Raw genomic sequence first — 2712 nt, forward strand, 5'->3', positions numbered from 1 at the left:
ACACCGTCCCCGGCGCGGCACGGGCCCTTCGGCCGGTCGCCCTGCCCGCCGGACTGCCGGGTCCGCCCGCCGGCGTGCCTCAGCCGAGGTCGGCCTGATCCCCACGGAACCCGGCACCACCGAAGACAGACCCGCCGACGGCGGACCCGCCGGGGACGGCCCCCACCCGTCGTCCCCGGCACCGCGCCCCACCGGCGCACTGGACGCCTACTTCAAGATCTCGGCCCGCGGATCGACCCTCGCTGGCCGGCTGGCCGGTGCTCGTCTTCTGCGTCACCCTGCTGGCGATCTTCGTGCTGATGGCACGCGGCGTCCGCGGCGCGATCCTGATCGGCGTCGCCGGCGGCACCGTGCTCGCGATGATCGTCAACCGGGCCGCGCACGTACCGGCCGAGGCCTGGAAGAACTCGGTGCCGGTCTGGCCCGGCAGCCCGGTCTCGGCACCCGACTTCGGCCTGTTCGGCCACGTCGACCTGTTCGGCGCCTTCGGCGCTCACGGCATGGGCACCACCGCCGCCGTCCGGGATCGTTTCCCGTACGGCGGCGTCTCCCGCTACTGTCGAAACCGTGTAAGGAGCCCCCATGCAGGACATCGCCGAGCAGTTGCGGGCCTGGCACGCGGCCGGCCGCTCCTTCGCCGTGGCCACCGTCGTCGGCGTCTCCGGCAGCGCACCGCGCGACCCCGGGGCGGCGCTGGCCGTGGACACGGACGGCGAGGCGGTCGGCAGCGTCTCCGGCGGATGCGTCGAGGGCGCGGTGTACGAGCTGTGCCAGGCCGCGATCGCGAGCGGCGAGCCGGCGCTGGAACGCTTCGGGTACAGCGACGAGGACGCCTTCGCGGTGGGTCTGACCTGCGGCGGCGTCCTGGACGTGTTCGTCCAGCCGGTGGTGCCGGGGGCCGACGCCGGGCTGGACGCCGGGATCGCCCGCATCGCGGCCGGCACCCCGGTGGCGCTGGTCCGGGTGATCGCCGGGCCGGGCGGCCTGGTCGGGGCCGTGCTGGCGGTCACCGCCGACGACGTCACCGGCGCGCTCTCCCCGACGCCCTCCACGGTCGGCGGGCTGGAGCGGGCGATCGTCGCCCGGGCCCGGGCGATGCTGGAGGCCGGACGCACCGGCCGGCTCGTGCTCGGCCTCGACGGACGCCCCTGCGACGAACACGGGCGGGGCACCGTCACCTGCTTCGTCGAGTCGTACGTACCGGCGCCGCGGATGCTGGTGTTCGGGGCGATCGACTTCGCGGCCGCGGTCGTGCGGATCGGCAAGTTCCTCGGCTACCACGTGACCGTCTGCGACGCCCGGCCGGTCTTCGCCACCACCCGTCGCTTCCCCGGCGCCGACGAGGTGGTGGTCGACTGGCCGCACCGCTACCTGGACTCCCAGCTCGGCCGGATCGACGGGCGCACCGTGCTCTGCGTACTCACCCACGATGCCAAGTTCGACATCCCGCTGCTGGAGCGCGCCCTGCGACTGCCGGTGGGCTACGTCGGCGCGATGGGCTCGCGCCGCACCCACCGGGACCGCGTGGCCCGGCTGCGCGAGACCGGGATCACCGAGGCCGAACTCGCCCGGCTGCGCTCCCCGATCGGCCTCGACCTCGGCTCGCGCACCCCGGAGGAGACGGCGGTCTCGGTCGCCGCCGAGATCGTCGCCCACCGGCGCGGCGGCAGCTGCCTGCCGCTGAGCGCCTCGGACGGGCCGATCCACCACGACCTGCCGCGGACGGGAACGGAGGGTGACGAGGGTCGCCCGGCCGACGGCCCGGCACCCCGCCCCCACGCGGCCTGAACCGGGATCGGCTCCGGTACCACGCACGTTGCGTGGCCACCGGCACGGCGGGAGGCCGGAGGCGGCCTACTTCCTCAGCCGCAACGGGCACCGGGCCATGATCTTCGTCGTCGACATCACGGACGAGGCCTCGATCCCGTCCCTCGCCGAGCCGTTCTGGCTTCAGCTCAACGCCACCGTCGACATCCGCCCCTGCATGAACGCCGACGAACTCATGGAGGGGCTCAAGCGGCTCGGCGGCTGAGCGGCCCGGCGGCTGAGCACGGAGGGACGTCAGTCGCTCAGCGCCAGCTTCACGCCGAAGCCCACCACGACCGCGCCGGTCACCCGGTCCATCAGCCGCCGGGCGGCCGGGCGGCGCAGCCAGCCGCGCAGCACCTGGGCGAAGCCCACCAGGACCGTCGACCAGAGCAGGCCCTCCACGACGTGCACGCAGGTCAGCGCCACACCGGCGGCGAAGTGCGGGGCCCCGGCCGGGATGAACTGCGGCAGCACGGCCACGTAGAAGACCCCGACCTTGGGGTTCAGCAGGTTGGTCAGCGTGCCCCGCCGCCAGCCGTGCGCGAACCCGCCGTCCTCCGGCTCCTCCTCGGCCGCCGCCTCGCCGCCCCGGTTGCGCAGCATCCCGATGCCCATCCACACCAGGTACGCCGCGCCCGCCCAGCGCAGGATCTCGTACCCGACCTGCGAGGCGGTCAGCAGCGCCGTCACCCCGGCCGAGGTCAGCGTCCCCCAGAGCAGCGTCCCGGTCTGGATCCCCAGCACGACCCCCCACGCCTGCCGGCGCCGCCCCAGGGCGGAGGTCCGCAGGATCAGCGCGGTGTCGAGACCGGGGGTGAGGGTGAGCAGCCCCACGACGAGGGCGAAGGACCACAGAGCCGTTGTCATCTCCATGGACCTCGATGCTCTCACAGCCCCGGCCGG

4 protein-coding genes are annotated in these 2712 nt (G+C 74.6%); 2 read left to right on the forward strand and 2 right to left on the reverse strand.

Annotated features, from left to right (window positions below):
* Nucleotides 1-212: 212 nt before the first annotated feature.
* Nucleotides 213-497 carry a hypothetical protein gene (locus tag ACIQOV_RS36245; RefSeq protein ID WP_401055062.1) on the reverse strand — a complete coding sequence of 95 codons (285 nt, stop codon included), beginning with the start codon at nt 495-497 and terminating at the stop codon, nt 213-215.
* A gap of 85 nt (nt 498-582) precedes the next feature.
* Here ACIQOV_RS36245 and ACIQOV_RS36250 point away from each other — a divergent pair, with 85 nt between their 5' ends.
* Nucleotides 583-1788 carry an XdhC family protein gene (locus ACIQOV_RS36250; protein WP_401055063.1) on the forward strand — a complete coding sequence of 402 codons (1206 nt, stop codon included), beginning with the start codon at nt 583-585 and terminating at the stop codon, nt 1786-1788.
* 28 nt (nt 1789-1816) lie between these two features.
* Nucleotides 1817-2032 (forward strand): hypothetical protein, encoded by a 216-nt coding sequence (locus ACIQOV_RS36255; protein WP_401055064.1) that lies wholly within the window; start codon nt 1817-1819, stop codon nt 2030-2032.
* A 29-nt stretch (nt 2033-2061) separates the two neighbouring features.
* On the opposite strand, the gene ACIQOV_RS36260 is transcribed toward ACIQOV_RS36255, so the two are convergent.
* On the reverse strand, nt 2062-2682 hold the full coding sequence (locus tag ACIQOV_RS36260; protein WP_359911746.1) for a LysE family translocator: 621 nt from the start codon (nt 2680-2682) through the stop codon (nt 2062-2064).
* Nucleotides 2683-2712 lie beyond the last annotated feature (30 nt).

The organism is Kitasatospora sp. NPDC091257, from assembly GCF_044757675.1.
In the GTDB taxonomy this organism is placed as follows: domain Bacteria; phylum Actinomycetota; class Actinomycetes; order Streptomycetales; family Streptomycetaceae; genus Kitasatospora; species Kitasatospora lactacystinica.

Bases quoted from the DNA above. Each gene is read 5' to 3' on its own strand.
- ACIQOV_RS36260 (WP_359911746.1), bottom strand. From the start codon at position 2,682: ATGGAGATGACAACGGCTCTGTGGTCCTTCGCCCTCGTCGTGGGGCTG.
- ACIQOV_RS36250 (WP_401055063.1), top strand. From the start codon at position 583: ATGCAGGACATCGCCGAGCAGTTGCGGGCCTGGCACGCGGCCGGCCGC.